Annotated in this window: 20 protein-coding genes and 1 tRNA gene; 13 read left to right on the top strand and 8 right to left on the bottom strand. The window is 46.0% G+C overall.

The window, feature by feature from the left end:
* The first annotated feature begins 150 nt into the window (after positions 1-150).
* Positions 151-2,037 carry a methyl-accepting chemotaxis protein gene (locus tag L4D19_RS05175; protein ID WP_428451529.1) on the top strand — a complete coding sequence of 629 codons (1,887 nt, stop codon included), beginning with the start codon at positions 151-153 and terminating at the stop codon, positions 2,035-2,037.
* 232 nt (positions 2,038-2,269) lie between these two features.
* Here the strand turns inward: L4D19_RS05175 and L4D19_RS05170 are convergent.
* A tRNA-Ser gene (locus L4D19_RS05170) sits at positions 2,270-2,360 on the bottom strand.
* A gap of 152 nt (positions 2,361-2,512) precedes the next feature.
* Positions 2,513-4,510, bottom strand: coding sequence for a methyl-accepting chemotaxis protein (locus tag L4D19_RS05165; RefSeq protein WP_428451528.1), 1,998 nt, complete (start codon positions 4,508-4,510; stop codon positions 2,513-2,515).
* A gap of 444 nt (positions 4,511-4,954) precedes the next feature.
* Here L4D19_RS05165 and metG point away from each other — a divergent pair, with 444 nt between their 5' ends.
* Positions 4,955-6,469: a methionine--tRNA ligase gene (metG, locus tag L4D19_RS05160; RefSeq protein WP_428451527.1), complete on the top strand. Its 1,515-nt coding sequence runs from the start codon at positions 4,955-4,957 to the stop codon at positions 6,467-6,469.
* A gap of 106 nt (positions 6,470-6,575) precedes the next feature.
* Here metG and L4D19_RS05155 read toward each other — a convergent pair whose 3' ends face one another.
* Complete coding sequence (locus L4D19_RS05155; protein WP_428451526.1) at positions 6,576-8,525, bottom strand: Clp1/GlmU family protein; 1,950 nt, start codon at positions 8,523-8,525, stop codon at positions 6,576-6,578.
* Between the two features lie 55 nt (positions 8,526-8,580).
* Positions 8,581-9,777, bottom strand: coding sequence for an RtcB family protein (locus L4D19_RS05150; protein WP_428451525.1), 1,197 nt, complete (start codon positions 9,775-9,777; stop codon positions 8,581-8,583).
* A 386-nt stretch (positions 9,778-10,163) separates the two neighbouring features.
* On the opposite strand from L4D19_RS05150, the gene L4D19_RS05145 reads away from it, so the two are divergent.
* Positions 10,164-10,559, top strand: a complete 396-nt coding sequence (locus L4D19_RS05145) for a hypothetical protein (RefSeq protein ID WP_428451524.1) — start codon at positions 10,164-10,166, stop codon at positions 10,557-10,559.
* 177 nt (positions 10,560-10,736) lie between these two features.
* On the opposite strand, the gene L4D19_RS05140 is transcribed toward L4D19_RS05145, so the two are convergent.
* Complete coding sequence (locus L4D19_RS05140) at positions 10,737-11,840, bottom strand: HD-GYP domain-containing protein (RefSeq protein ID WP_428451523.1); 1,104 nt, start codon at positions 11,838-11,840, stop codon at positions 10,737-10,739.
* Between the two features lie 340 nt (positions 11,841-12,180).
* On the opposite strand from L4D19_RS05140, the gene L4D19_RS05135 reads away from it, so the two are divergent.
* The 9 genes from L4D19_RS05135 (at position 12,181) to L4D19_RS05095 (ending at position 21,381) form a co-directional block, all read left to right on the top strand.
* Positions 12,181-12,849, top strand: a complete 669-nt coding sequence (locus tag L4D19_RS05135) for a response regulator transcription factor (protein ID WP_428451522.1) — start codon at positions 12,181-12,183, stop codon at positions 12,847-12,849.
* Positions 12,850-12,854: 5 nt separating this feature from the next.
* Positions 12,855-14,138, top strand: a complete 1,284-nt coding sequence (locus tag L4D19_RS05130) for a sensor histidine kinase (protein ID WP_428451521.1) — start codon at positions 12,855-12,857, stop codon at positions 14,136-14,138.
* A gap of 86 nt (positions 14,139-14,224) precedes the next feature.
* Positions 14,225-14,887, top strand: a complete 663-nt coding sequence (locus L4D19_RS05125; protein WP_428451520.1) for a GyrI-like domain-containing protein — start codon at positions 14,225-14,227, stop codon at positions 14,885-14,887.
* A gap of 13 nt (positions 14,888-14,900) precedes the next feature.
* Positions 14,901-15,239, top strand: coding sequence for a DMT family transporter (locus L4D19_RS05120; RefSeq protein WP_428451968.1), 339 nt, complete (start codon positions 14,901-14,903; stop codon positions 15,237-15,239).
* Positions 15,240-15,332: 93 nt separating this feature from the next.
* Positions 15,333-15,485, top strand: a complete 153-nt coding sequence (locus tag L4D19_RS05115) for a hypothetical protein (protein ID WP_239412380.1) — start codon at positions 15,333-15,335, stop codon at positions 15,483-15,485.
* A 14-nt stretch (positions 15,486-15,499) separates the two neighbouring features.
* Entirely contained in the window at positions 15,500-16,744 is a 1,245-nt protein-coding gene (locus L4D19_RS05110; RefSeq protein ID WP_428451519.1) for a B12-binding domain-containing radical SAM protein, read from the top strand.
* Between the two features lie 87 nt (positions 16,745-16,831).
* A complete protein-coding gene (locus tag L4D19_RS05105) occupies positions 16,832-18,604 on the top strand; it encodes a DUF1800 domain-containing protein (protein ID WP_428451518.1) in 1,773 nt (590 codons plus the stop codon).
* A 2-nt stretch (positions 18,605-18,606) separates the two neighbouring features.
* Positions 18,607-20,013, top strand: a complete 1,407-nt coding sequence (locus L4D19_RS05100) for a DUF1501 domain-containing protein (RefSeq protein ID WP_428451517.1) — start codon at positions 18,607-18,609, stop codon at positions 20,011-20,013.
* Between the two features lie 306 nt (positions 20,014-20,319).
* The gene (locus L4D19_RS05095) at positions 20,320-21,381 is read left to right on the top strand and encodes a permease (protein ID WP_428451516.1); all 1,062 of its coding nucleotides are present in this window, start codon (positions 20,320-20,322) and stop codon (positions 21,379-21,381) included.
* An 86-nt stretch (positions 21,382-21,467) separates the two neighbouring features.
* Here L4D19_RS05095 and L4D19_RS05090 read toward each other — a convergent pair whose 3' ends face one another.
* Positions 21,468-22,106 (bottom strand): NAD(P)-dependent oxidoreductase, encoded by a 639-nt coding sequence (locus L4D19_RS05090; protein WP_428451515.1) that lies wholly within the window; start codon positions 22,104-22,106, stop codon positions 21,468-21,470.
* Positions 22,107-22,231: 125 nt separating this feature from the next.
* On the opposite strand from L4D19_RS05090, the gene L4D19_RS05085 reads away from it, so the two are divergent.
* A complete protein-coding gene (locus L4D19_RS05085) occupies positions 22,232-23,122 on the top strand; it encodes a LysR family transcriptional regulator (RefSeq protein ID WP_428451514.1) in 891 nt (296 codons plus the stop codon).
* Between the two features lie 395 nt (positions 23,123-23,517).
* On the opposite strand, the gene L4D19_RS05080 is transcribed toward L4D19_RS05085, so the two are convergent.
* Together L4D19_RS05080 and L4D19_RS05075 are read right to left on the bottom strand one after the other, a co-directional pair.
* Positions 23,518-23,865 carry a PTS fructose transporter subunit IIB gene (locus L4D19_RS05080; RefSeq protein WP_428451513.1) on the bottom strand — a complete coding sequence of 116 codons (348 nt, stop codon included), beginning with the start codon at positions 23,863-23,865 and terminating at the stop codon, positions 23,518-23,520.
* A gap of 77 nt (positions 23,866-23,942) precedes the next feature.
* A complete protein-coding gene (locus L4D19_RS05075; RefSeq protein ID WP_428451512.1) occupies positions 23,943-24,620 on the bottom strand; it encodes a fructose-6-phosphate aldolase in 678 nt (225 codons plus the stop codon).
* Positions 24,621-24,622 lie beyond the last annotated feature (2 nt).

The raw sequence follows: 24,622 nt of genomic DNA, 5'->3' as shown, positions 1-24,622 counted from the left end.
TCTAATACAGGCATTCAGCTAAACAATATAAGAGGTCGTTGAACCATATCGACCTTATGAAAATAAGGGGCCCTGAGTAGCCTTAATAAGCTACGTTTGGTAGCTTATTTTCTATTTGTTACTAATAATAATAAAATTTGGTATGAATAAATGGCGTTTAGAAAACTAAGTTTAAAGCAGTTGCTTACATCAATCATCGGAACCATGCTTTCTGTTATAGTTCTGAGTTTATCATTAATCAGTTTTACAACCTTCCAGGACTTTAACTATCAAGAAGCACTCCACTTTAGAAAGCAACAAGGTTTATCGGTCACCATTCAAGTCGATCAATACATTTCTGGTGTTGAACAGCAGCTAGGCATGATCAGTGAAGCGATCCAATATAAAGAAGGGGTAGTTACTAACAAAGTTGCGGTGGTGAACTTGTTAGCCAAACTAAACAATTCTGCAAACGGTACTGCAACTTATATTGTTTTTGAGGATGGTACATCTCTAGAGCATTCTGGAGAACAATACACAGATATACAACTTAATAAGCATTGGTATACCGGACCAAAATCTGGATTGCCATTCGTTCTTACCGAGCCATCGATTGATCAGGTAACAGGAAAGCTTCTATCTTCACTTGTAGTGCCTCTGACTCAAGAGGGACTATTTATCGGTGTTGTTGGCGTTGATATATCATCCGATGTATGGAAAAAGCTCGTCTCAAAAAATGTAACTGATGGGCAAATATTTCTTACCGATACCGAAAACAAAGTCTTGTACGCACCTTACCCCGAACTCCTTGGAAAAGACTTTTTTGAATTTCGACCAATGTATCGCAACTTTCCTGATTCCCATTTGCAATACCAAACAGATGATGGAAAAGAGTTCGTAGCGACTAAAAACGGTCCAACGAACTACGGATTGAACGTTTACACCTTCGAGAAATTAGATGTGATCTTAGCGCCTAGTGAAGATATGTTGAGCGTATCATTACTGTCTGCAGCCGTGTTTATAGCCATCACTCTAGTGGCCATATACACGATTATTGTTAAGTTGATTTACGTCCCTATTGGTGGTGAACCTAAAGAAATACAAGCCATTATCGAACGAGTTGCAGAAGGCGACCTAACCGTTAATGCTGTATCCAGAGGAAATGACACAGGGGTTTATGCAGCGACAGTTACCATGGTCGAAAAGCTCAAGATGGTAGTTGGTAGTATCAGCAACCAATCAACTCAGGTTGAGCATACTTCGGGTGAATTGACGTCGTTGGCGGAAGAAACAAGGCAAAGCTCAGATCAACAAATCTCCCAGATGGAGATGACCGCAACGGCGATGAACGAGATGGTTTCTACAGTAGAAGAAATCTCAAGAAATGCGCAACAGGCTTCAAGCTCTGCAACCGACGCATTTGAGCAAGCGAGAAGTGGTGCCAATATCACGAAGAAAACATCTCAAGTTATAGATTCATTGGGCCAAGATATTAGCTCTGTATCTCAAACAATTGATGAACTAAGGGTGGAAACAGAGAATGTGGGAGATGTACTGGGAGTCATTAGAGGTATTGCCGACCAAACCAACCTGCTTGCACTGAATGCCGCAATAGAAGCCGCTCGTGCTGGAGAGCAAGGCCGGGGTTTTGCCGTTGTAGCCGATGAAGTTCGTTCACTGGCGAGCCGTACACAAGATAGTATCGAAGAAATCAATCTAACGATTGATAAGCTACAAAAGGTTGCAACATCAGCTGTAGACTCAATGGAACACAGCCAGAGCAATAGGAAAGAGGCTATTTCAATGGCAACAAAAGCCAGAGAGTCATTGAATGCTATTTTGACCTCAGTTGGACAGATACAAGATATGAATACTCAGATAGCAACAGCTGCAGAAGAGCAGAATGCTGTAGCTCAAGAGATCAATCAATCGGTTATCGAAGTAAATGGCCTTGCTATAGCAACCAACGAGAATGCGGAAAGTACAGAGCACTCAACAAAGCAATTATCGAGTGTCGTAGAAAGCCTATCTGAAATTACAGGCAAGTTTAAGTTGTAGGGGCCTAGATTTTGGGCATAAAAAAACCGCTAATTGCTTAGCGGTTTTTTTGAATGTGGCGGAGAGATAGGGATTTACTGCTCGCAAGCTCGCGCCCTTCGGGCTATCGGCAGAGCCGATGTGCTTTCGCTTCGCTCAGGTGAACCCTCATCCAGGCTTCTTCACCCTATCTCATTCTTTACCAAGCAACAGATGTAAAAAAGCCAGCAATTAAGCTGGCTTTTTTTGAGTTTGGCGGAGAGATAGGGATTTGAACCCTAGATACGCTACAAACGTATGCCGGTTTTCAAGACCGGTGCTTTCAACCACTCAGCCATCTCTCCGTAAGTGCGGCGCATGATACGAGGCTAGCTGTTGCTTGTAAAGCAGATTTTCAAAAACTCCGTTTATATGATTAAACCTTGAGCAACATAGCATTATTTGGCAGTTGCGCCCTCCACAAGGAAGGCACTCTTGCTACTAACCTACACACCACCTAAACCGAAAACTTTCGCATCTCCTGATTGAGATCATCCACCTGAGCCTTGATCGCCTGCGAAGTCTGATTGGCGCTATCGCAATTGCTCGACACATCGGCAGCCGAATCAGACAACTGGTGCACTAAATCTGCCAGCGATTGAGATACATCAGATTGCTGCTCGGTCGCGGTCGTCATATCACTGACTTTGTCAGCCACATCGTCCATATAGCGAATAGTGTCTTGCAGCATGGTATTGGCCTGCGCGGTGTGTTCAGTGCCTGCCTTGACCAGCGACTGACTCTCACTGATCACCTTGACCACTTGCCCGGTCGAGGTTTGAATTGCATCAACAATCGCGTTGATTTCAGTCGTAGATTCCGTGGTGCGTTGTGCCAGCAATCGAACCTCATCGGCAACCACGGCAAACCCCCTACCCTGCTCTCCGGCCCTCGCAGCCTCTATCGCAGCATTAAGCGCCAACAAGTTAGTTTGTTCAGCAACACTCTCAATTACTTCTGTGACTCGCTCGATGCGATCACTCTCGTTACTCAGATGCTGAACCATTTCGCTTGCCCGGCCGATAAGGGCGTTAAGCTCACCCACCGTCTGCTGGTTTTGCTCTAAGGCTTTTTCACCGTTACCAAGCAGCTGTGAAGAGTGCTTCAGATCATCCGATGCCGCCTGAGTATGCTGCGCCGTTTCACTGGCTGTTACCGACATTTCCTCAATCGCCGTTGCCATTGAGCGAATTTTCTCGGCCTGATTCGTTGCCTCGTTCGCGGTACTGCTATTGTTCTCCAGCAATCGGTTCATACTTGAATCAACGTCTTTGGCCTTGTCCGTAACTCCGGTTACCAACGCCGACAACGATGCTGTCATACGATTTACTGCACCCACCAACGAAGCAATCTCATCATCGCCTTTGTTTTCAAGCGCTTCCCCGGAGAAGTTACCGTGGGAAATCTCTTCGGCCCTCTGGCCGACCAGAGTGAGTCTCGAGCCAATGCTCCGTCCCAACCAAGTCGCAACAAGTAGCGAACAGACACAAGCAATAATCGCCACCGCTATCAAAGTGGTGATCACCCGCGACACACTATCGCTGATAGCTATACCGCCTTGTTGGGCATTGTTCTGCTGAGCAACCACGACGGCATCAAGAAGCTCGGTAAACTGCGCTGCCGCAGGTCCGGTCTGCTGCGCCATCAAATAGTTGGCTTTGTTCCATTCCGGTGACTGACGCAAGATAATCACCTGCTCGGCTAGCGGCAGATACATCTTCTGCATCTCCTCAAAGATCTGCCACAGGCTTAAATCGCTATCGCTGAGCAATACCAGATGATTATTGACTTCGGCAACCGACTTGGAATGCTTCGTCATCAGCTCTTTGTACTTATCAAGATGATCCTGATTACCGTCAAACAGATAATCACGCAGTGCACCCAGCGCGTTCGAAAGCGAGGTATAGCTATCAGCATAAAGCTTCATGAGCCTTTTCCGCTCACCACCGAATGCATTGTTCTCTTCTTCGTTGATTAACCCTTGCAGCTGATCAAGCGCTACTTCGGCAATAGGGGCGACCTCGTTGAGCATCAGGGCATGAGCCGGGAGGTTGTCTGGCGTATGGCTAATATCAACGATAGCCTGCTCACTTTCCATCAGTGCCTGCCAGCTCTGCCCCACCTTGTCATACTGTTCATCGGTTAAATGGCTCTTCAGCTCGGCTAACTGGCGTTCAACAAGGGCAAAGGTATCTGTGAGCTGCTGCCTAAGAGCCTGACCGGAGGCTTCATCCCCGCCCTGCAGCATATAGGCCTGCAGCACCAATAAGGATGACTGCGCAGACTGCTGAAGCGAGCGGCTGGCATCCACCGTCGGCAAATCCTCATTGAGCAGGTAGTGGGCATTGTCTTCGACTTGCTTGATTTGTTGGTAAAGGATAACCGCTGCACATAAAAACAGTGCGGTAATCAACAAAAAGCTAATCCTCAGCTTTCTGGCGATAGAAAATTTCATAGGTACTACATCCATGTCTAACCAAGAAAGGTTAATATAATGTTAAATCAGTCAATAATAAATAATCCATGCGGATTAATCGCTACTAAGTGGTGAAAAATCACACAATTAAATTTAAAAACATATAAAATGAAAGGCTTACTTCTACCTCATACTTTGTTTCTTTACACTAGTGCAACTTCATCAAATTAATAAGAAATCAGTAACATAATAGTTGTATGACATTTAAGCGTCTGATAGCTTAAAGAACATGAACGAGAAAATTTTGCGCCAAACTTCAATGATGCACATGCCTTCACAGCGAATGCTGCGAGGGATGGGCTGCTTGTTCTAACAAACCATAAAAGCAACACCATTCCAATCATCACAAACTGGAATGGTTCGTTGGCAAAATAGGTGTCTGTTCCCTTCCGGTTTTGAAAGTTAACCCAAGGAGACACACTGATGACATCTTTTGTAACCACCCCTATTTTCTACGCCAATGGCGATCCGCATCTCGGCCACGCCTATAGTGGGATCATTGCCGACATTTTCCATCGCTTCAGGCAACTATCAGGGCAGCAAAATATATTCATTACCGGTACCGATGAACACGGACTGAAAATCGCTACTACGGCACAATCAGCAGGTATAGAGGTCACTGAGTTTGTTGATACTAAAGCCGCTGTTTTCTCGGGGTTATGGCCGGAACTGGATATTCATCCCGATATTTTCATTCGAACAACCCAGCAAGAGCATAAAGATCATATCAGCGCTGTGTGGCAACAATTATTCGAGAATAACGATATCTATCTGGGAAAATACTCAGGGCAATACTGTGTTGCCTGCGAGCAATTTTACTCTCCTCGAGAGTTGGAAAGTAACCTGTGCCCGGTTCATAAAAGGGAAGTCGAAACGGTTGAAGAAGAGACGTATCTGTTCCGGTTGGAAAAATACCGCCAGCGATTGCTGGAATACTATCTGACACACCCTGATCTCATTACCCCTAAACATTTTCAAGATTCTATTGTTTCATTGCTTCAGGAAGGCCCGCTGGAAGATCTCTCGGTATCCAGAATTAACAACGCATGGGGGATCAAAGTCCCTAACAATAACGAGCACACGGTGTATGTCTGGATTGATGCTTTATTCAGTTATATCACCGCTATCCAGCAAACAGGTAACGCTAACCAATCAATATCTCAAACTGTCCATGTATTGGGAAAAGACATCCTTAAGTTTCACGCGTTATATTGGCCAGCCTTCTTGCTCGCTCTTGATCTGCCTTTACCTGAAAAACTGGTGGTTCATGGTTGGTGGACAATAAACGGGCTAAAAATATCAAAATCTAACCCGGAAACAACGGTTAACCCCAATACCTTCAGCCACCAGCTTAGCTCTGATGGTCTTCGCTATGCGCTGGTAAGGCAGAAACCCCTTTTCCGCGATGGCAATGTCGCCAGCGAAGAACTGACCGAGGTAGTTAATGCCGATCTTGCCAATAACCTTGCCAATCTGGTGAAGAGAAATAACACCCTGGTATTGAAGTACTTTGATGGCCAATTAGAGAAAACCATCAAACATACCCTCGATGATGGATGTAAGCAGCTGTTGGCATCCTGCCACTCAGAGCTTGAAAGAGCCATTCATTGTTACAAGGGATATGATTTATATCAGGCCACTTTAGTCCTGAAACAAATCCTTGATCAGCTGAATACTTTCTTTCACCAGCGAACACCTTGGCTTATCAGCAAAGGACAAGATAGCCAACATGTGAAAAACACCTGCTTTGTGGTAAGTAATATTCTTCGTCAGGTGGTGCTAAGCTACGCTCCTATAACCCCTAAGCTTTCGGGCAGTGTGCTGGCTGAGTTTGGTATTGATATCTCTAAGTGCTTATTACGCTCCAGCATTGAATTAAGCGCTATCAATATCAGCCAAGCCAATAGCCACTTTGCAAGGATTAAGCTCAGTAACTAATTGATACTGCTGATTATTGGCACAGCTGACAAGTAGCACCACTACGCATTTTTAGGCCGTTGAGCGTCATTCAGGTCACGGCCTGAGAACTCTGTAACAAAGGTGGTCAGGAAATTCTGACAACCCGCGAAAAAACATCTTCTATTTCGCGATACATTCTTTCAGGATCACCTTCATAACGACGTGAAAAGTGGAACGGCATTAACTGCTCAACATCGGCTGCAGCGGCGATTTCACCGCATGCAGTAGTCGTCAAATGACCGTTATTGACTGCCCGAAACTGATCATCCCGGGAAAATGAAGCTTCACATATCAGTGTGCCTGCATTGCGTGCCAAAGCTATCAGCTTGTCCCTATTTTGGATCGTATCGGCAAGATCTGTGGCATATACGAGCTTTTTACCTGCCTGCTTATAAAGCAGTTGACTTGCCAGATACCCTACCAGCCGGTTTTCTCCGTTAGGTAATGTAACGGAGAGTCCATGATCACCCGCCATATAGGCGTACTTGAGTTTGCCTAACCAGGGGCCAGGCTGTAACTCAAGCTCTGAGAGAGCTTCTTCACTGACAACAACAGCAGACACAGGCTCGTAAGCATAAGCCAGCACAGGCGTACCATGATCCAGCTCGACGGCGCGTACCAAAAAACGCTCTTCCTGGTGAATAATACCGTCCTTCACACGCCTGTCTGGCATCGCAACAATTTTCTCCAATCCGGCTTTGATGCGAAATCTGCGCAACGTTTCTCCATGCAGCTCGGCAATATTAAACTCTGGACCGTTATCACCAATACGATCCCACAAGATACCGCTAAGCATACCGGTAATATGTCGTGCCAAGCCCGGTGGGCCATATAGGGTGCAAGAGGCGGGTGCGCCCAGCCGAACCCGAAGCAATCCCATGAAGCCACCAATGTGATCAAAGTGGGCATGCGTAATGAAGATATGGCTGACATTATGAGTGTGGCGCATGGGGAGCCGTGAGGTATTGCCAAGATCAAACAGCAGGCAGCGCCGACTCCAGTTGGTTTTGAGCAATAACAGTGGATCTTCGAACAGGCTATTTACCAGTTCCGCTGTGATATCCCTGCGGCGGATCTGAGTGCAGCTAACTGACTCTCGATGATCTGATGGGTACACTAACGAAGAGCCTTTAAATGCAGTTGTATCTGATTTTGCCTTCTTCCAGTGATTGGCAGTCACCAACTTTTGCCCCGGTAAATGCCATGCGTCACGCAACAATAGCTGAGAGGGCAAACGCCCCACAACGTGACACCGTAACCTAACGTTCTCCTTCTCCAGTTCGAGCACTTCGCCCATGCTGATCAATCCGTCTTCATCACTCAGGCTGATCAATCGGCCACACCATTTTTCCGGTTCTTCAATCGGAGGAGGCGTACCCAACACAGCAACGCTATCAATCGATAAAATGGTTTCCTCCGCACCGTCCATATAGGAATCCCACAGTTGTGTACGCCACGTTAAACGCTGAAATCGGCCGGGAGCTCGGGCATCTTCTGAACTTGAAATCCATATAACAGGGAGGTTGATACTGCCAATCTCGGGCTCCAGATCAATTGAGCCGTCCTGATTGTCATCCAATACAACCAGTACCGTTGCAGCCGTCAGGTTTATCAAAGTAGTTAGCAACTCTGCCGCCGCCACTCCCCTGGTCATCCCTGGAGCATCAATAAGCAAGGAGTGCTTTATGGTGGTTCTTAACAGCAAACGACTCACCGCCTCTGCCAGCGGTAAACGAAAACGTGCAGCATCCAGGCTACACAAAGCTTCAAAGTCAGCTAACCGCCACTGGTCACCTTTCCAGATACCGATGTTAACCGCCGCCGGCACACCGAACTTCGGTGACCCGGGATCTGCACTGAGGCATACACACGACTGATCAGCAGCACTCAATCGCCTTGCCAATTCGGCCGCCATATAGCTTTTACCGGCACCTGTCGGACCGAACAACAGAACTCGCTCATGCTGCTTTAATAATGTTTGAAATAGATGATCCACGCCTTGCGTATATGAAAGTTGCTGCTGCGGTAATACCATAACCAGCTCCGCTATCACTTGACGGTCGAGTAACCAGCCTTTGTTATAAGTATAATTAACCCTTGATATTGACTATCTGTCGCAGGGCATGGACCACCTCAACCAGGTCACTCTGGTTTTTCATTACCGTATCTATATCCTTGTATGCTTGTGGGATCTCATCTATCACACCTTTGTCTTTACGGCACTCAACACCGGCTGTCTGTTCTCTCAGATCTTGCACCGTGTATTGCTTTTTCGCCTGAGTGCGAGACATCCTTCGACCAGCGCCATGGCTACAGCTGAAAAATGACTCCGGATTGCCTTTTCCGCGCACAACGTAAGAGCAGGTGCCCATACTGCCGGGGATCACCCCCAAATCCCCCATCGCAGCCCGAATCGCTCCTTTACGGGTTACCCATACTTCTCGGCCAAAATGCACTTCACGTTCAATATAGTTATGGTGGCAGTTAATCGCTTCTTGGGTTACTGAAAAGTCTGGCAGGTAACGAGCGAGGATCCGAAGCGTAGCCTTCATCATCAGTTCACGGTTTATACGAGCATATTCCTGTGCCCAGCTCACCGCCTCGATGTAACCGTGATAATAACGAGCACCTTCCTGGAAATAAGCCAAATCTGCATCAGGCAAGTGAATATGATGCCGCTCCATATCCCGTTTGGCCTGGGCAATAAAATAGCGACCAATCGCATTGCCAATTCCCCGGCTGCCAGAATGTAACATTACCCAGAGGTTATCCGACTCATCGAGACAGAGTTCGAAAAAGTGGTTTCCTCCTCCCAACGTGCCTGCTTGATATGCCCAGCGCCCCGGTTTAATCATTTTTCGTAACTCCGGATTTTTCTGCATGATCTTGTCCAGCCCTTTGGCCAATTCAGAATCTCCCCTGATCTTGGCAGTCTGGTGCTCATGGCCCGGTCCCACCGGAATAACTGACTCAATTGCGTAGCGGAGCTCTTTGAGATTATCGGGTAGATCCGAGGCTGTCAGCGACAGACGAGCAGCATTGATGCCGCAACCTATATCGACACCGACGGCGGCGGGTATGATCGCTTTCACCGTCGAAATAACGCTGCCAATTGTCGCCCCTTTACCCAGGTGGACATCAGGCATTCCGGCAACATGATGATAAATGAACGGCAAAGAAGCGGTTCTTTTAAGCTGCTCGCCAGTCTGCACATCAATATCAGTGGTCCACACTTTTACCGGATGGAGCTGTTGTTCAGTCGGAGGATAAACAGTAAGCACAGGCATAGTATTCGCCTCGTTGCGTGATGACGCCCAGCAACTACTCTACACATTATAGGCCTATATGGCATTAACCTATATTTCTTATTATTTTTTATATATTTAGAATAACATCACTAAACATCATTATTAAACAGCATGGAATAAATACTTTTTCGTCACAAATCTATTTTTCAATGAAATGAGTAATTTATCATTGCACCATAATGTGAATTGTTGATACTATTTTAAGCAGATAAAGAGAGCCCAGCATTAAATTGACGACAGGTTTAAACGCTACCATATGCTTATTTAGCCTAGCCAGAGATAAGCTAAATAAGCATTTTTACTTAAAATACAAAATCTTGGGCAGATATAAAGTATTAACTGACAGACTATGCAAGGGATGCAATATGCTATCAAAGCTATTTGGTCGCACAAATAAGAAAAATAAAAAGGACAACGTTGCCACTTCTAATAAAGTGAGAAAAAGCAACTTGGCCACTGTTCGCTGCATTCACTCTAAAGATCCGGTAAAGCAAATAAAACCAAATGCATACATTCATATTGGTCAGCACAAGGCGGTAACCGTTTGCTCTAAGTGTAACCGTACGGCTATGGCATCTGCCCAGTCTGACTTAAAACCGTGCCCGGATTGCGGTGGGAAAGTACTACGCGGCACAGGACGCAACGTAGACGAATTAGAGAAATTCGTCGCCAAATGGGAGCACAATCAATGGGTTTTCTCAACTTCCAGCCCGCTTCCTCCCTATCTTGATAAAAGCAAAAAATGGAATTCCTACCTGTAATTTATCAATAGTTACTACCTAAACTCCCGTAGTTTATATATGTGCTTGGTTATAAAACCACATCACCAAGCAATATTTCCAGTCACTTCAAAGTGTTTACAGATTAATAATTTCACGGCATATCACTATCCCGGACATGCCGTTTTTATATTTAACTTTACTTCCAAGAAGAAATTATCAGGCAGAAATAACACATTTATCATCAAGATTTATGGCCGTAGTATTTTCTTCGTCTCGATTGTCGAAGTAAAGCATCAATGCTTCTACACAAAGCGGATCAAGTTTATTCTTTTGGACCATTTCATTTAGCTCATAAAGCGCTTCATCAACCGACCATGCTTTTTTATAGGGTCGCTCACTGGTCAGAGCATCAAATATATCCGCTACAGTAACAATGCGAGAAAAGATATTAATATCACCTGCTTCTACCCCATTCGGATACCCGGAACCATCAAGCATTTCATGATGGGCACCAATAATATGGTGGATCATCTGATAAGCATCATGCTGCCTGACTTTACTGTCGCAAACAGCATTGACCATTTCCAGGCCATACTCAACATGCCGCTTCATGACAGCATACTCATCAGGCGTTAAAGGCCCTGCTTTCAGCAGTATGTTATCGGGAATGCCTATCTTGCCGATATCGTGCAACGGAGAAAACTTGATGAGGTAATACATTTCCCGGTCTGTAATCTCGACAGTGTTGGCGACATGGGAAGATATAATACGAGTTAATTCCATCAACCGAAGACAGTGCAGCGCAGTCCCTTTGTCCCTGATCTCAGAAGCTTTATCAGCAAACTGGCTCAGCGACACTATCTTGTCGAACATAATCCTTTCTTGATAGATACCTGTTTGTATCTCTTCAACGGCATCCCTCAACAACGCCAGCATTTGTTCGTCAAAGTATGATTTTCTCTTTGAGTTAAAGAATATAAAGCCAAGAAAATCACCACTAAAGAAGACAGGAATTGTATAAGATGACAGCAGTTTGTTTTTTATCAACCATGCATTGGCCCGGTCCGTTTTTCCTTTCAGGTAACAGCTATAGTCATCGACAATTCTGGATTTTCCGCTCTGTACCAATTGAGTCAATGACAGCGATGTACTGAGCCTTTTGCTATGGTGGCTAAGGGGAATACTTCCCACCGTTGAGTCGACATATGTACGAATATGCTCCTCGTCAAGCAAAGCAATCGAGATCCGGCTTAACTCATCCAAGCCAGAGTTCAGTAATTGTCTGTGGAGTTGCCCTACGGTGTCCTTAAGCGTTGTCACAATAGCCTCAGTAATCACTTAAATGCTGTGCAATTGTAATCATTTAGTGACGGAGATAAAGAATAGTTATCACATATTCATCAATTTGTATTGAATTTATTCACCGCATAAATAGACATTGCTCCACAAGCTATGAAAAACAGGATAAGTAAACACAGCATAACCATCTTCCTCCCCTCTGTGGCAACATGAAAGATAACCATTCGTTAACCATCAACGCGCTAGCCTTAAGCCGATAGCCATAAGCAAAAATAAAGGCACTAAATCACTCAAACAGCCATGATAAACTCACTATTATCATTCCCTATAAACATACCGAGCTCGTTCAAGGAATAAACGGATGACAATTGAAGCTCTCATCATTGAAGATGATAAAGATCTGGCAGAAGCCATCAGTGACTACATGGAGTTGGACGGAATTGAGTTCGACTTTGCCTACCATGGTGCTGCCGGGCTCACTCTCGCGCTTGAAAACAGCTATGACATTATTCTTCTGGACATTTCCATGCCCAAAATGGATGGGCTGACAGTATGTCAGCAATTAAGGCAAAAAGGGATCAGCACCCCCATCCTCATGTTGACGGCAAGAGACACGCTGGAGGATAAACTCAAAGGGTTCTCGGCCGGGACGGATGACTATCTCGTCAAGCCTTTCGCAATGGCTGAGTTAAAAATGCGCATTCAAGCTCTGGTAAGAAGAACACACGGAACAGTTCAGAAACTGAGTGTCGCTGATCTATCGATTGATATAGACAAACATGAAGTAACACGTGCAGGGCATCCCGTATCCTTGTCACCAGTATGCTGGAAAATACTTGTTTGTCTGATGCAGCACTCTCCGAACGTAGTGTCGAAGCACGAGATAGAAAAAAACGTCTGGGGAGATGACCTTCCTAGCGCGGATAGTCTCAAAGTCCATCTACACAAGCTTCGCCAGCAGATCGACAAACCTTTTCCCTTCCCACTCATTCACACTGTCCACGGTGTCGGCATCGCCCTGAGAGAGTAATCGACATGCCAAGTATTAAACGAGATATTTACCTATTTCTATGTGGGTTGGCATTGGTACTGGCTACGATATACAGCCTGCTAATGAATCAAAGCTACTTAATGGGGATGGTTGAGACAGAAAAGTACGTTTTTATGTATGAGATTTCCTTGCTTGAACGAGAGTATACCTCCAGCGGGAAATTACCGGTCTTTCAGAATGCAGAGACATTTCAAGTCTATACCGACCTTGCTCAAATCCCTGAAAAATATAGGGTTCAACTTGATTGGGAAAACTTTGCGCCAGATACCATCTACGAAGGATACCTCTACCCAACGTCTGAGCAGAGCGGACAATATCTCTATGCAATGATGCACCCGTTTTCAGCATCCGAGCAGACTTTGTATGTCGTTTCCCAATACGATGAAAACATTCTCTATAACATCTTTGAAGAACATAACACATCCCAGTCAAACAACCGCCTGATCGGTATCGTTGCCGGTATCTTGGTCATCATCGTTTTTCTCATCGTCAGAGTGCTAATCAATCGCCTGACCCAACCCGTCTTCCGGCTTCTAAGCTGGGCTCAAACTCTGAATACCGAAGATCCCCCGAAAACACAAGATTTGCGCTACTCTGAGTTCGGGCAGCTTGCCGATCAGCTATCGAGCAGTGTTAAAAAACAAAAAGAAGTCGTCGAACGAGAAGAGTTTTTTCTCCGGGCGGCCAGCCATGAAATGCGTACTCCCGTTACGATAATATCGGCAAGTGCTGAGATGCTCGAACGTATTGTACAAGACGCAAAACCCAGTGTTCAGCGGGCGATCGGCAGGATTACTCGCTCATCGGCCAATATGCACAGTCTCATTACCACCTTGCTTTGGATTTCACGTGACAATCATCATGATCTAGCAATCGACAATATCGACCTCCATCAAATGGTTGATGACGTCGTTCAAGAACTTGACTATCTGGCTGGTGACAAAACAATAGCAATAAGCATAGAAGGCATCACTGGCCAGCTCCTAAAAGATCAGGTTCATGAGCTGGTACGAATCGTTGTCGTTAATTTAATCCGAAATGCTATTCAGCATTCGCAACAAGACACAATCAAAATCAAACTGTCTGGCTCTTCGTTATCCATCGAGAACACCACGACAGATACCATAGATAACACTGCAGATGTTGAAAGCACAAGCTTCGGCGTTGGCCTCTATCTAGTCGAGAAAATATGCGCCAAACAACACTGGCATTTCGAAACTCAACCCCAAGCAGACACTTTCAAGGTAACCGTTAACTTCAGCACCTGACAATTTCAGCCCGGGCCATTAAAGTTAACCTAAAATTAACCCTTCCCTCTTTAAGCTGGCGATACACATATTTTGAGGCTTTCCTTATGTATCGCCACTTACTTGCTCCGCTTTCTTTGGGACTCTCAGCTCTGCTCGTTTTCTTACTTGTCGAATCAACCTGGGGGAATTCTTATCCAATCACGAACATCAAACTATTCATAGAGTCAGCTCTGGGTATTAACCATCCCTTAGCGAGAAAAGCCAACCCTCTGCCTTTGCAACTCCCCGCCAGTACTGAGGCAACATCACAATATACAGTTACCACACAACCGACCATGCATTTTGTCGGAATAGAAAAGAAAGTTGATGTAAACAACAAGCTATTTACTCGAGAGCTTTCCAACGCTTGGCAAGCGTATGCCCGAAACGCCAAGACCATAGGCATTAAAAACAAGGTGAATAACAGCGTCTACATTATTTATTCTGACTATTCGCCCTTACCCAAAGGCTATATTTCAGTTTTTCTTGCTTACCGGGTATCAGAATATGCAGATATCCCAGCCGACCTTGACACCCTTACCGTGCCCAGACACAGCTACGCCATTTTCAACGTTAATCAACGCCACTCACCACAAGTTGCTGCATGTTGGGACAAAATAAATCGCTTCAATTTGAACAGAACATATCGCTATGACATGGAGTCTTACCCGAGCAACAGTTCAACCAGCGATACCAATACAGCCCAAATAATGATTTCAATTCACTAGGAAATAATGTGTGATGTTTACTTCAAGCTGGATATACCTTGCCGCATCAGAGCTATTCTTCGTCTGTTCAGTCGTATTACTTAAATTCAGCCTGAAACTTCCGCCCACCAGTTATATCGGTTTGGCAATGTGGCTGTGTTCGGTGGTGTCTTTCTGGATGTTTGGCCGAGCAATGACCTTCTTTGACCTTGGCAGCCTACTTGCCTTATTCATGGGTATCGGGCTGCTGATGATTACGTTGATTTCTTATTTTTTGTTCAATGAAACACTGAGCTTCTGGAAAACTATTTCAATTATTCTCACCGTATTTGGGGTTGTTGGATTGTGCCTGACGACTTCGAGCCAGTCTTAAAATCCAGCTCTCTGAGGGCCTGGCAAGCGGTAACCAAATGTTAACCAACCCTCTTATATTCTGTTGATATCGCATTATCGAAGAGGTTTAAAGATGGGTACTTGGATTCTTGAAACACTTATCTGGGCAATGGTTACTGTTGCTGTCTGTGTCGCTATCTGGGGACTTAGCACAGCTAATGTACTTATCGGGCTGGGCCTGTCCGTTGCGATTTCTCTGCTTATCGGCAATAGCTGGCGTTCATAACAGGAAATATCATCATGAAAGTTACTTTGATTAAAGCTAGCCAGGATAACTACTTCAAATCCTATAAAAAGTACCAGGGCTCACCACCTCAGAATATCTTTTCTGCGGCTGCCGCACTGCAAGGTAAGGCAAAAATAGAGATGTACGACGAAACGTCAGGCATGAAAGTGCCGAACAAAATTGATAGTGATCTTGTTGTTATCTACATGTCGACACCTGACGCCTATCGCGGCTATGAACTTGCCGATAGCTTCATGAGACAAGGCATCAAGGTGATCCTCGGTGGGCTGCACCCTTCTTTCATGATGACAGAAGCCTTGCAACATGCTCATGCTGTTATCAAAGGCGAATCAGATTTGCTCTGGGACGAGATTCTGGCAGACGTCTCCGCCAATAAGCTAAAAGCTGTCTATGAAGCAACACAGCTGCAAGATCTATCTAGCCTGACGCCCTATCCGACGAACATCATTACGCCTGATGTCTATAACGGGGTATGGTCTGTCATGGTGTCCAGAGGCTGCCGCTTCAAGTGTCACTATTGCACGGTTCCTCGCTTCTTTGAAAGGCAAACCTACCGCCCAATCGGTCACATCGTGGATGAGATCAAAAAGAGCGGTCAGAAAGTCTTTGAGCTAAAGGCAGATAACCTAACATCTGATCGAGATTACTGCCTTGAGTTATTCGAAGCGCTGACACAGCTGAATATACACTGGGTAGCCGAAACCAACCTGCGTTTTGCCGATGATGACGAACTACTGAGCGCGGCATCTCGAAGCGGTTTATGGTACCTGCTTGTAGGACTGGAGACGCCATCGAAATCAGCACTCAAAGAGGCTTCCAAGGGGTTCAATAACATCCATAAATCAGCCGATTATATTCGCAAGCTTCACGATCACAACATCGTCGTAGACTCATGCATGATTTTCGGTTTTGACGAACACGAGACATCCATCTTCAACGACACTTGGGACTATATTCATGACGTAGAGCTCGACGTCTGTCACCCAACGATAATGATCCCCTTCCCGGGCACGCCCTTGTTCAATGAACTGGACGAGCAAGGCAGGATCCTGACCAAAGACTGGTCTAAATATGACGGTAATAATGTCGTCTACCAGCCCGGAAAAATGACTGTCAGCGAACTCGAAACTGGTTTGAATAATTTCGTCAACCGGTATTACTCGACCAGCAACAGCCTAAAACGCAAATGGCGTCAAACCAAGCGCTTCGGTAGCGAGGTGGCGTGGCAGTTACCATAATCAACAATACCTGCCCTACAACAAAATTACCTTTGTTAATCAACAATGAATAACGCTCGCCTGATAAGGCATAAAGCGGAGATAAAAATGACAGATAGTCCATCCAAGGTTAGCCGTTTCTTAATGCAAGCCACCCTCGGCGCAGACAAGCAATTGATCGATCAGGTATCAAAAATTGGGATCAAAAAATGGCTCCAGAAAGAATTTGAGGCACCAGTAGCCCAATCCAACACCTATCAGAACCAGACAAAGGAAATATGGCAATATTTCCGCCAAAGGCTTGTTAACAAACATGGCCAAAAGGCCATTGATGGTGACGGCAATAACCCGGCTCTCCCTTACAAGTGGTATTTTCACATGGCCTGGTGGCAGCAAACCCTCGGCAACCAGGAACACCTGCTGCGACAGCGGGTTGCCCAAGCATTAAGTGAAATCCTGGTGATCTCCGACAACTCATCCCTGGAGCTAGATGCTGTCGGTATGGCCAGTTACTACGACCTGCTCTACAACCACGCGTTCGGCAGTTATGTCGATCTTCTCTATGATGTTTCGATGCACCCTTGCATGGGCGTGTACCTCTCTCATATGAACAACAGAAAAGCGGATCCGAGTGCAAATATTCATCCGGATGAAAACTATGCTCGCGAAATTATGCAGTTGTTCTCAATAGGCCTGTATGAGCTCAACCTTGACGGCGCACGTAAACTCGATGCATCGGGAGCACCCATCCCAACCTATGACAACAGAGATATCAAAGAATTAGCCCGTGTATTTACAGGGCTGAAAGCACACAGCTACCAGTTTGAATGGACCAACAGTTTTTGGAACAGTGACTTTAACGGCTATGAAGTCAGCTTCGAGGACGGTATAGAAAAAACCTACAAAACCGTACCTTTTGTCGAAATGACCAAACCAATGTCAGTCGACGAGGCTTACCATGACCGAGCCCCCAAGTCTCTGTTGGGCAATCACATCAAACTTGCCGGTAACCAGCCCGGTCAGCAAGAAATTCGTGAGGTTGTCGAGCGTCTTGTTGCCCACCCGAGTACGGCACCGTTCATTGCCAGAAAGCTCATCAACCAACTGGTTACATCGAACCCTAGCCCGGAGTATATTGAATCTGTTGCCAGACGTTTCGGCAAAACCGGTAACCTCAAAGCAGCGGTCGAAGAAGTACTGACCTTTCCTCTCAAGCACCCGGTAGGAAGCAAACGCTTTGCTGCTAGCCAAGTACAAGACGGCAAATTAATCCAGTCACAGAAGCTGAAATCTCCTGTATTACGTATCACTCAGTTACTGCGGGCGTTTAATGCAACTAATGAGTCGGGGCGCTACTGGATGATTGGCGACGACATTCAGGACCAGTTGGCCCAGCATCCTCTATCATCACCGACTGTTTTCAATTTCTACAAACCCGACTATACCCCGCATGGGCCAATTGAAAAGATGAAACTGCTCGCTCCCGAGTTCGAGCTGCATACTTCTGCAACATCCATTGCACACGTAAACCTGATGTACTATTGGTTCTTTGGTGCTTACTTGCCAGCTGTCAGCACTGCAATCAGCTCACAACCTGGAATTAATAACGTTGCTGAACTCGATATCGACACACTCTCTGCAAACACACAAGACAGATTGAAGTTCGACTTCAAACAAGAAATAGAACTGGCTGCCAATCCCGCTAACCATGACATGCTAATCGACGAACTTAGCCTGATTTTAACCGGAAAAACGAACTTACCGACTAAACCGCAAATTAAAGCTGCATTTTCAACATACCGGGATCACCCAGACTGGGTCGTCGAAACTATCGTTTTTCTTATTAGTATTTCACCTGAGTTCACGGTTCTGGAGGCCTAACCATGATCGATAAACAAATCTCTCGAAGAGGCTTTATCAAAGCCAGTGCCGCCGCAGCCGGTGCCAGCATGATGCTCTCGGGGGCAGCACCAAGCTATGCAGCCCCGCAGGCTAATAAAGCGAAAGCGATTAACATCAAGCCAAGCAAAAAAGCCTTGGTATTCATTATGCTAGACGGTGGAAATGACAGCTACAATATGCTGGTTCCTACCTCCTCAAAGCACTACAAAGAATATCAAGCCAGTAGAAGCAACCTTGCCCTTGGCAAACAACAACTGCTGTCACTTGATGGTTACCAGGACAGTCAGAGCAGGACATTTGGCGTGCACGGAAGTATGCGCGATGTACAACAACTGTTTAAACAAAAAAAGCTGGCTTTCGTTGCCAACACGGGGCCAATGATAGAACCCGTTACCAAAGATCAGTTCTATAGCGGTGAAGCGAAACTGCCTTTGGGGCTGTTATCCCACTCCGATCAATTTAAGCACTGGCAAACAGCCAGGCACGAACTGCGTATCAACCGAGGCTGGTTTGGCTACTTTGCCGATGCCCTCCAACCCAACCGCGCTGTTGATCAAATCCCGATGAATATCTCGCTCTCGGGCAGCAATATCATGCAAAATGGTATTTTGTCTTCGCACTACTCAATTACTCAGGACGGCAGTGTCGGGCTAATAGTCAACAAAGACAAAACACCACTGAACAATGTACTACTCGATAGCTTTGAGAAATCATTGAACTTCAACTACAGGGGCGATCCACTAAAACAGTCATACCTCTCGATCACGAGAGAAGCGCAGGCCCAACATGAAAAATTCAGTAGAGCGACAGATAAAATACCGGTTCCGACTTCGTTTTCAGATACAGCACTATCCCAGCAGCTTAGAAAAGTAGTGCAATCAATCAAGGCTGCCGACTCGCTCGGACAACAGCAGCAGACTTATTTTCTGCGCTATATCGGTTGGGACCACCATGACGAGCTGCTAAACAACCACGCAAGAATGCTAAATATATTGAGCAAAGCACTTGGTGAGTTCCAGCTTGCTCTGGATAAACTAGACCTTGCAGACAAAGTAATCACCTTTACCGGTTCTGATTTCGGCCGTACTCTCACCTCAAATGGCAACGGTACCGACCATGGCTGGGGAGGCAATACCCTGGTAATGGGAGAGCCTGTTAATGGCGGCCAAGTCTTTGGGAATTACCCTTCATTGGCTTTGGGTAAAGATAACCCGCTGGATGTAGGAGATGGCGTATTAATCCCGACCACACCGATAGACGCGCTTTACGAGCAACTTGCCTTGTGGTTTGGTACTAAGCAATCCAGCATAAAGGCCTTATTTCCCAATCTGTCAAACTTCGAACAATCGGCAAAGAATAGCCAAATACAGGGGCTTATTCGCAGCTAGTTGTTCACCCTTTGCCCACAGTTCAACAGCATCACTTAAAAAAGACTCTTACTGCTAGAACTTCTCGAGAAAGGGCTGCCTTTAACCCAGCAGCCCTTTCGCTTTCTATAGGCATATAGAGTGCATCACCTCTATTATCGGCGCTGACTGTCAAAACCACCAAAATAATAACTCCTTTATATTCAATGCATTAAATCTATCACATCGTTTAATTCGATAAATCTAGAAATAACGTATTGACAGTTGCCTGCCTTGACTCTATATTTCCACACATGTCGAAACATTCTTTCTTACAAGGCAACGGTTATGAGTCCTGAAATTATTACGATGATAAAAGAAGCGGCAGACATGTTTGTGTTCCTAGCCGCAGAGCTAACCATTCTCTTTCTTGTCGTCAGCTATCTGGTTGGTATTTTGCAGGAGTTCCTGACTCCCGAGAAAATTCAGTCGATCCTAAGCTCGCGCAAAGGCAAAGGGTATGTGATTGCAGCACTGCTGGGTGCAATTACGCCATTCTGTTCTTGCTCGACGATCCCTTTCCTGAAAGGTCTGCTCCGAGCCCGCGCAGGTTTTGGCCCGATGATGGTATTCCTGTTTGGCAGCCCATTACTAAACCCTGTCATTATCGGTCTGTTCGTCGTGACCTTCGGTGTCAAAGTCGCGGTTTTCTATTTCCTTGTTGCAATGGTGGTATCGGTAACAGCAGGTTTCGTACTGGAAAAACTGGGCTTCGAGCGATATGTGCGAAAAGAAGCTTATGAGACAGCAGATAGCGGCTCTAGCTGTGGTACATCTTGCGGTGAGGCAGCTCCTGCATCTTCTTGTGGTGATACCAAGCCTGCGGCAGTATCAAGTTGCGCTACAAAATCAACACCGGCAACAACATCATGCTGTGATTCAAGCGCATCAGTCGAAGTCAATGCGTGTGGCGAAGCGGTGCTAACCGTCAAAGAAGAAAGTCGTTGGATGCGTGTATGGCGTGCAACATGGAAGGACTTCAAACAAGTATTTCCTTACTTGCTTGCGGGTATCTTACTTGGCTCGTTCATTTACGGCTTCATTCCGACGGACATGATTGCAAAATATGCGGGTGCCGCTAACTGGTATGCAATTCCTGTTGCTGCGGTCATTGGTATTCCACTGTACATTCGCGCAGAAGCTGTTATTCCGCTAAGTGCTGCGTTGGTACAGAAAGGGATGGCTCTTGGCTCGGTAATGGCACTGATCATCGGCAGCGCGGGGGCAAGCTTAACCGAAGTTATCTTGCTAAAATCTATCTTCAAAAACCAAATGATAGCCGCATTCCTTACCGTTATCCTCGGTATGGCAATCGGAGCAGGTTACCTCTATACCTATCTATTTGGTTAATCCTGCCTGCAATTAACCATCGACGCCTCCCTTTTGGGAGGCGTTTTTGTATGTACAGGCTAAACATGACAGCAAATATGCGTAATCTAGTAAGCCACACCAATACGCTGGTTTGGATACTTGCCTGCCTCTAGCTCGTCAATCATAGCGACAGCATAATCACTCACGGAAATGCGGCTTGCTCCCTGTTCATCAGCCAACAGTTGCTCGCCCCCAACGCGATAAGGCCCTTCTTTTTCACCTGGGAAAATCTCGGCTGCTGGGCTGACAAATGTCCAGTTAAGATCACTACTCGTTGTACGAAATACCTTTAGCGCCTCGCCCATTGCGATGGCTTCATCTTTATATTCCGCCGGGAAATCGGGAACAGTTACCAGCTCAACACCCGGTGCAACTTCCAAAGAACCGGCACCACCGACCCAAAGCAACCGCTTGACCCCGACAACAGGAAGTTGAGTAAGAAGTTTTTCAGCCGTGTTCCTCACAATCTCATGGTTACCGGCTGCACGTCCACCAATAGCCGAGATAACCACATCCACATCTTTGGTTGCTTTGGCCAGATCGGCACTGGCATCCAGTAAATCAAACTGGCGTACTTCAACACCCGCATCATCAACTTTGCTGGTATCTCGTACAAGAGCGATCACCTCATGGCCTCGCGCTTTCGCTTCGTTAACAATGTGGCTACCGATCCAGCCTGAGGCACCTAATACTGCAACTTTCATCTCATATCTCCTGACAATTAACTCTCTAATATCGACAACAATTGCAGTCTAATAGATGACTATTTGTGGATAAATGGCGATAATTGATGCAGATTATATCTGAATTCATAACTAATGAGCTTTCTATGGACCGACTGACAGCGATGCGCAGCTTTGTGGAAGTAGCAAATACCGCCAGCTTTACCAAGGCTGCCGAGCAACTGGGGCTAAATCGTCTGCAGGTATCACGGCATGTTCAGGAGATCGAATCATGGCTGCAACAGCGGCTACTCCATCGCACAACCCGCAAGGTGAGCCTGACAGTCGCCGGTGAAGAAGCGCTAAGACGCTGCGAGCAAATCCTTCACGAGACAGCAGAGCTCGAGGTCAGTGCACTGCATCGGACTCAGAACTTGTCGGGAACCATTCGGGTAGCTACGCCGATTGGATTAGCCCAGGGGTTATTGCTTGATGTCGTGGATGGTTTTACTGAGGCAAACCCGGATGTAATAATTGAGATCCTGACATCTGATAGCCTTTCCCAACTGGTCGACGAGCGGATCGATATTGCTCTTCGTTTTACGTCCCAGCCAGACGAGAGCCTGATCGCCAGAAGACTGATGACAATTGATTCGGTCATTTGTGCTTCACCCGCTTACATAAAGCAGCACCCGCTACCAGTCGTGCCCGACGATTTGCGAGAACATAACTGCTTCGTTCACTTAGGTGCTACAAGGTGGGACTTTGTTCAAGACAACCAGCACATTGCAGTCGATGTGAAGGGCAATATTAAAGCGAATGAATTAGGTACGCTGTTGAGGTTTGCCCTTCGAGATAAAGGCCTGATTCGCTTACCTTGTGATTTAGCTAACCCTCTTATTAGCAGTGGGCAACTTATTCCTTTGCTGACTGATTACAACATACCCAGCAGCTCTTTGTGGGCGGTCTATTTATCGAGGAGCTACCAACTTCCCGTTGTTCGCCAGTTCATCGATTATATGGCGGAGTGTTGGAAAGAAGATATAAAACCATATTAACTTTATCAGTGGCTTCATGACATAAACAGATACAAACGGTATGTTCAAAGCAGAGCTCCTAATGTGGAAACAGGGAGAAAACATCTACACTGATACTCCGGATGCTTACCAACTGGAATTTACACTCACTAAATAGGCTAGCCTGAGCAAACTGTGAGCCCTAATAAACAAGCCAGCATTTCTGCTGGCTTGTTTGCTAAGGTCATTGCTGAATGAGCTAGACATAGTCTGTGCCCCGCAGAATCGTCCCTTACGTGTTAGACAGATCCTGGCGGGTATTAAGCTTCTGCAGACCCGTATTCAAATACTGATATAAAAATACAATTTCTGACACATAGATACGAAGGTACAGGTACGAAAAGAAAAAAGACTTTTGGGGATATTGGCGGGATTCTTTATTTCGGCTCAACGACACTACCTAAAGGAAGCACCCTGGCGCGCTCGATGGCTGCAATCAATGTGTCAGGAGACACTAGCGCCTTTTGAATATTCATTTTCACTTGTCGACAGCGGCTGAATCGATCCATACCCTCAATGCTGATGTCACAAATAATAATCGCCAGATCAGCCGATGCGATATCCTCTTCGGAAAGCGCATTTTCTGTGCCTAACGCCCCCTGGGTTTCGATTTTGATTCGAAAGCCGTGCTTTTGGGCTAGCTTTTCCAGTTGCTCCGCTGCCATATAGGTGTGAGCAACGCCACTGACACAAGCTGTAACAGCAACAAGGCTAAGCTTCGACATAACATTCCTTATTAAATAGGGTATAACGATATCATTATACCCTATTGGCCTATCTGCCTGATAATACAAACTGTTTGTTAAATCACATCCAAAACAGTTTTATCATGACCATAAACAGCTTCCCAATCACTCACAAAACCCGCAACACCTGATTCGGTCAGAGGGTGCACCAGCAACTGTTCGAAAACATCCGGGGCAATGGTCACTGAATGTGCGCCTGCCAATGCCACTTCGTGTACCTGCTGAACATTCTTAAATGATGCCGCCAGCACTTTGGCATCAAGCTGATAAGTATTGATCAGATGCACCATTTCACTAGCAACCTGCGCACCGTTCGAGCAGATGTTATCAAGACGGTTAACGTAAGGTGCCAGGAACTCAGCACCAGCGACGGCCGCCATCAATGCCTGCTGAGGAGTCAAGATAGCCGTTGCCGTGATCCGAATACCTTCAGCAGCAATTAGCTTCATCGCTTTCAGCCCCTGCGGAGTCACCGGTACCTTAACGATAATGTCTTGGTCAATTTCACGTAGTGCCTTGGCTTCTTCCAGCATGACTTCAGCATCCTTGCCCATGACCTGAGCATGTAGCATCCGTTCGATCCCAATCACTTCGCGGATATCCAGCAATATTTCGCGCAGCGGTCTATTTTCCTTGGCGATGATCGATGGGTTGGTCGTCACACCGGCAAGGGGGTACAGGTCAACCGCCTTCGCAATAGCCTCGATATTGGCCGTATCTAGCATATAAATCATCA

Source organism: Photobacterium kasasachensis, assembly GCF_050336885.1.
GTDB classification, from domain to species: domain Bacteria; phylum Pseudomonadota; class Gammaproteobacteria; order Enterobacterales; family Vibrionaceae; genus Photobacterium; species Photobacterium kasasachensis.
The sequence above is the reverse complement of the archived record's forward strand: the minus strand, read 5'-3'. Positions and strand labels throughout refer to the sequence as shown.

What these genes read in the sequence shown, in the direction of transcription:
- L4D19_RS05175 (WP_428451529.1), top strand. Translation starts at nt 151, where the DNA reads ATGGCGTTTAGAAAACTAAGTTTAAAGCAGTTGCTTACATCAATCATC.
- L4D19_RS05165 (WP_428451528.1), bottom strand. Translation starts at nt 4,510, where the DNA reads ATGAAATTTTCTATCGCCAGAAAGCTGAGGATTAGCTTTTTGTTGATT.
- metG (WP_428451527.1), top strand. Translation starts at nt 4,955, where the DNA reads ATGACATCTTTTGTAACCACCCCTATTTTCTACGCCAATGGCGATCCG.
- L4D19_RS05155 (WP_428451526.1), bottom strand. Translation starts at nt 8,525, where the DNA reads ATGGTATTACCGCAGCAGCAACTTTCATATACGCAAGGCGTGGATCAT.
- L4D19_RS05150 (WP_428451525.1), bottom strand. Translation starts at nt 9,777, where the DNA reads ATGCCTGTGCTTACTGTTTATCCTCCGACTGAACAACAGCTCCATCCG.
- L4D19_RS05145 (WP_428451524.1), top strand. Translation starts at nt 10,164, where the DNA reads ATGCTATCAAAGCTATTTGGTCGCACAAATAAGAAAAATAAAAAGGAC.
- L4D19_RS05135 (WP_428451522.1), top strand. Translation starts at nt 12,181, where the DNA reads ATGACAATTGAAGCTCTCATCATTGAAGATGATAAAGATCTGGCAGAA.
- L4D19_RS05130 (WP_428451521.1), top strand. Translation starts at nt 12,855, where the DNA reads ATGCCAAGTATTAAACGAGATATTTACCTATTTCTATGTGGGTTGGCA.
- L4D19_RS05125 (WP_428451520.1), top strand. Translation starts at nt 14,225, where the DNA reads ATGTATCGCCACTTACTTGCTCCGCTTTCTTTGGGACTCTCAGCTCTG.
- L4D19_RS05120 (WP_428451968.1), top strand. Translation starts at nt 14,901, where the DNA reads ATGTTTACTTCAAGCTGGATATACCTTGCCGCATCAGAGCTATTCTTC.
- L4D19_RS05115 (WP_239412380.1), top strand. Translation starts at nt 15,333, where the DNA reads ATGGGTACTTGGATTCTTGAAACACTTATCTGGGCAATGGTTACTGTT.
- L4D19_RS05110 (WP_428451519.1), top strand. Translation starts at nt 15,500, where the DNA reads ATGAAAGTTACTTTGATTAAAGCTAGCCAGGATAACTACTTCAAATCC.
- L4D19_RS05105 (WP_428451518.1), top strand. Translation starts at nt 16,832, where the DNA reads ATGACAGATAGTCCATCCAAGGTTAGCCGTTTCTTAATGCAAGCCACC.
- L4D19_RS05100 (WP_428451517.1), top strand. Translation starts at nt 18,607, where the DNA reads ATGATCGATAAACAAATCTCTCGAAGAGGCTTTATCAAAGCCAGTGCC.
- L4D19_RS05095 (WP_428451516.1), top strand. Translation starts at nt 20,320, where the DNA reads ATGAGTCCTGAAATTATTACGATGATAAAAGAAGCGGCAGACATGTTT.
- L4D19_RS05090 (WP_428451515.1), bottom strand. Translation starts at nt 22,106, where the DNA reads ATGAAAGTTGCAGTATTAGGTGCCTCAGGCTGGATCGGTAGCCACATT.
- L4D19_RS05085 (WP_428451514.1), top strand. Translation starts at nt 22,232, where the DNA reads ATGGACCGACTGACAGCGATGCGCAGCTTTGTGGAAGTAGCAAATACC.
- L4D19_RS05080 (WP_428451513.1), bottom strand. Translation starts at nt 23,865, where the DNA reads ATGTCGAAGCTTAGCCTTGTTGCTGTTACAGCTTGTGTCAGTGGCGTT.
- L4D19_RS05075 (WP_428451512.1), bottom strand. Translation starts at nt 24,620, where the DNA reads ATGATTTATATGCTAGATACGGCCAATATCGAGGCTATTGCGAAGGCG.